This is a genomic window from Rhizobacter sp. P3_B12 (genome assembly GCF_056402895.1).
Genome location: NZ_JBFUGN010000548.1, coordinates 1 through 4,112, shown reverse-complemented (window position 1 = coordinate 4,112; position 4,112 = coordinate 1). Strand labels below are relative to the sequence as shown.

The 4,112-nt window shown below is 70.9% G+C and carries 6 protein-coding genes; all 6 read right to left on the bottom strand.

Annotated elements, in window-relative coordinates; genetic code table 11:
• On the bottom strand, nucleotides 1-374 hold a 374-nt coding region (locus AC1D01_RS23375), incomplete at its 3' end, for an FAD-dependent oxidoreductase (protein WP_477870560.1).
• Between the two features lie 4 nt (nucleotides 375-378).
• Entirely contained in the window at nucleotides 379-1,278 is a 900-nt protein-coding gene (locus AC1D01_RS23370; protein ID WP_477870558.1) for an SMP-30/gluconolactonase/LRE family protein, read from the bottom strand.
• A 10-nt stretch (nucleotides 1,279-1,288) separates the two neighbouring features.
• Nucleotides 1,289-2,149 (bottom strand): aldose 1-epimerase, encoded by an 861-nt coding sequence (locus AC1D01_RS23365; protein ID WP_477870556.1) that lies wholly within the window; start codon nucleotides 2,147-2,149, stop codon nucleotides 1,289-1,291.
• A 138-nt stretch (nucleotides 2,150-2,287) separates the two neighbouring features.
• Nucleotides 2,288-3,103 carry an HpcH/HpaI aldolase family protein gene (locus AC1D01_RS23360; protein WP_477870554.1) on the bottom strand — a complete coding sequence of 272 codons (816 nt, stop codon included), beginning with the start codon at nucleotides 3,101-3,103 and terminating at the stop codon, nucleotides 2,288-2,290.
• Between the two features lie 35 nt (nucleotides 3,104-3,138).
• Entirely contained in the window at nucleotides 3,139-3,648 is a 510-nt protein-coding gene (locus AC1D01_RS23355) for a GNAT family N-acetyltransferase (protein ID WP_477870552.1), read from the bottom strand.
• A 61-nt stretch (nucleotides 3,649-3,709) separates the two neighbouring features.
• The coding region (locus AC1D01_RS23350) for a cytochrome b/b6 domain-containing protein (RefSeq protein ID WP_477870550.1) at nucleotides 3,710-4,112 on the bottom strand (403 nt) is incomplete at its 5' end.

Here is a 4,112-nt window from a genome sequence, read left to right as displayed (position 1 = left end):
CGGCCGGCCAGGGCGTCGTACAGCTTCAGGCCGAGGCCGTAGAACCAGCGCTCCCACCAGTGGTAGCCCGGCATCACGAACGCGAGCGGCTGCGCGAGGTGGGGCGCGTTCGCGAGCAGCGTCGCGCGCTCGTGCAGCGCCTCGCGCACCAGCGCGACGTTGCCCTGCGCGAGGTAGCGCACGCCGCCATGCACGAGCTTGGTCGCACGCGACGACGTGCCCTTCGCGAAATCCTCGCCTTCGAGCAGCACGACGCGAAAGCCGCGCGCCGCCGCGTCGAGCGCGACGCCGAGGCCGGTCGCGCCGCCGCCGATCACCGCGAGGTCCCAGGGCGTGCCGTCGCGCAGGCGCGCGAGCTGCTCGTCCCGATTCATGGCTTCAACCGAAGAGCGTGGCCGGCAGCCCGGGCACATCGACCCGGAACGCCAGCACGCGCCCGGCGAGCGGCTGCTGCGCCAGTTCGTCGGCCGGGCGCTTCTCGCGCGAGGTCGTCACGTACAGCGTCTTCAGGTCGGCGCCGCCGAAGCACGGCATCGTCGCGCAGCGCACCGGCAGCTTCAACTCATCGAGCACCTCGCCGGCCGGCGACAGGCGCAGCAGCCGCTGGCCTTCGAACATCGCCGACCAGTACGCGCCCTCGCTGTCGACCGCCGCGCCGTCGGGCCGGCCGCCATAGGTGGCGAGATCCTGCTCCGGCTGCTTCAGCGGGAAGCGCGCGAACACGCGGCGCGGGCCGGGCGTGCCGCTCGCGCCGTCGAAGTCCATCGCGAACACCGTGTGCGAGGTGGTGTCGCTCCAGTACATCGTGCGGCCGTCCGGGCTCCAGGCGAGGCCGTTCGACACCGTCACGTCGTCGGCCACGCGGCGCAGCGTGCCGCCGCTGAAGCAGTACAGCGCGGCCAGCGCCGGCTTGCGCGGCTCGTAGATCGTGCCGACCCAGAAGCGGCCTTGCGGATCGCACTTGCCGTCGTTGAAGCGCTCGAGCTTCGGGTCATAGGGCGCGGCGGCGAGCGGCGTGCGCTGCGCCGTGCGCGTGTCGAAGCGCCACAGGCCGTCGCGCATCGCGAGCAGCATGCCGCCGTCGCGCATCGCGGCGCAGCTCGCGACCTCGGTCTCGAAGCTCCAGTGCGCATGCTGCCCGCTCGCCGGATCGAAGCGGTTCAGCGTGAAGCCGGCGATGTCGCACCAGTAGAGCGCCTGTTCGACCGGGTGCCACAGCGGCGATTCGCCGAGCACCGAGGCCGCCACGGGCAGCGGCTCGTACGCGAGAGATGTCACGTCGCGCACCTCAGACGGGAGAGACGTCGATCTTCATCCACGCGTCCAGGCTCTCGCCCGGCTGCAGCGTGCGCAGGCCGTGCGCCGCCGGATCGGCCATGTGGATCGCATTGCTGACGTGGCTGACCGGCTCGACGCAGTAGTACGGCTTCTCGGCCGGCGTGTAGACGACGAGGTAGGGCAGCGACGACGTGACCTGCATCGAGAACTTCTCGTCGCGGATGCGCGCCGGGCCGGTCCAGCCCTCGAAGCAGTTGTCGAAACCGAGGTGCGACACGTCGCCGTCGATGCCCGGCTGCGGGTGCTTGCGCACCGGCAGCTGCGTGGCGTCGGAATCCCAGCGGTCGGACAGGTCGATGTGCAGCCGGCTGCGCTCGCGGCGGTGGAAGTACGGGTGCCAGCCGACACCGGCCGGCACCGGCGCGTCGTGCGTGTTGGTCAGCACCAGCTGCACGCCGCATTGCGATGGCGTCAGCGTGAAGTACTGCTTCACGTCGAACGGGAACGGCCAGTGTTCGTCGGGCACGTGCGTGTAGGCCAGCACCAGCTCGGTCGCACTGGTGGAGACCACGCTCCACGCGCGCTGCCAGGCGACGCCATGCAGCGAATGCGGGCTGTCGTCGAAGTTCGGGGCGGTGGTGTAGTCCTTGCCCTTCCAGCGGAAGCGCCGGTAGCCGAGCCGATTGGAGTACGGCACCATCGGGTAGCTGGCGCCCAGGCGGGGAGACTTCAGGTCACCGGGTTCGGTGGATCGCAGGATGGGTTGGTCGYGGTGCCACAGGCCGGCGATGGTGCCGCCCAGGTCGGGGCGGACGGCCAGGCGCAACGCGCCGGCATGCAATTCAAAGCTGTTGTTCGACGATCCAGTCATTGGCCTTCCCGGCAAGGTGGAACACAGGGCGCCTCAGGGCACCCGGGATGGCGGCAATGCTACGCCCGTACCGCGCCGAAACCGGCCGGGCCGGCGGCTTCTTTCTGGGGGTGCGCCGCGCCAGGCTGCGGGTTCTGTTCAGTACGCGGCCTCGGCGCGCGTGCCGCTCGCGAGCGTGTGCACATGCTCGGTGTCGCGCGTGCGCAGCGCGGCCAGCGAGGCCTGCGCGCCGCGCATCATCAGCCCGAGGTCGGAGGCGATCGCGACGAAATCGAAGCCCGCGGCGCGGTACTGCGCGACCACCTCGGGCGTGCTGCCGACGGTGCCGACCGGCTTGCCGATCGCCTTGCAGCGCTGCACGCCTTGCGACATCAGGTCGAGCACGGCCGGGTGCATCGGCTGGCCGACGTGGCCCATCGTCGCCGACAGGTCGGCCGGACCGAGGAAGATCGCGTCGACCCCCGGCACCGCGGCGATCGCCTCGAGCTGCCTGACGGCCGCCGGCGTCTCGAGCTGGATGATCGCGCCGATGTTCTGGTTGGCCGTGGTCGCGTGGTTGGCAATGGTGCCGAAGCGCGAGCCGCGGTTGATGCCGGCCATGCCGCGCACGCCGTCGGGCGGGTAGCGCGTCGCGGCGATCGCGCGGCGCGCCTCGTCGGCATCCTGCACGAACGGGAACAGCAGCGTCGAGGCGCCCGCGTCGAGCACCCGCTTGACCACCACCGCGTCGTTCCACGGCACGCGCACCACCGGCAGCATCTTGGTCGATGCCACCGCCTGCAGCAGGTGCACCAGGTCCATCAGCTCGAGCGGCGAATGCTCCATGTCGAGCACGCCCCAGTCGAAGCCGGCGCAGCCCATCGCCTCGGCGACGATCGGGCTGCCCGACGAGATCCAGGTGCCGATCGGGGGGTGCGCGCCGGACGATCCGAGCAGCTGGCGAAAGGCATTCATGGAGGTCTCCTTGGGTTGTCTCGCTGGTGTTGCCGCTAATAGGTCGAGGTCTGCCAGTCGAGCGCCACCTTCAGGTAGTGCGCGCCCGGGATCGGGTTGAAGTAGTACGGCGGGATTTCCTCGAAGCCGAGCGACGCGTACAGGCCGCGCGCGGACTCCATGTCGTCGAGCGTGTCGAGCAGCATCGACGAGTAGCCGGCGCGGCGTGCCTCGTCGAGCAGCGCCTGCGCGAGCACGCGGCCGAGGCCGAAGCGGCGGAACGCCGGGCGCACGAACAGGCGCTTCATCTCGCAGGCGTTCGCGTAGTCGGCGTCGGGCAGCCCGCGGATCGCGCCGCAGCCTGCCACCGCGCCGTCGACCATCGCGAGCAGCAGGTGGCCGGTGGGCGGGGCGTAGTCGCCGGGCAGGCCGGCGAGTTCGTTCTCGAAATCCTGGAAGCACAGGTCGATGCCCAGGCTGTCGGCATAGTCGCGCATGATGGCGCGCGTGGCGTCGAGCAACTCCGGCGTGTCGGGGGTGACCAGTTCGATGACGGGCGTGTCCATGCAGGCGAGGCGGGTGGAAGCCGAAAGGCGTGCCCGAGTGTAGGCAACCCGGCGAGGCTTGTCAGGCGCCCAGACCCCATACCCAGCCGGCAACGCCGGCGCAGGCCAGCAGCAGCACCAGCGCGAGCAGGCGCGTCAGCGCGGTGTCGCGCGACGCCGGCACGCCATCCGACAAGACCTTGTCGCCGCGCAGCATCGCGCCGATGAGGTTGTTGCGGCGCACCAGCAGGTAGAACAGGATGGCCCCGATGTGCAGCGCCACCAGCGTGTAGATCAGCCACTGGCCCCAGTTCTTGTGCCACGCCGTGGCCAGGCTGCTGGTGGCGCCGCTGACGAACTTGATCAGCGGCCCGGTGGTCGAGATCTCGTCGTCGGCCACCAGCCCGCTCGCGACCTGCAGCCCGAGCAGCCCGAGCAGCGCGAACACCGACAGCGCGCCGGTCGGGCTGTGGCCGACCTCCAGC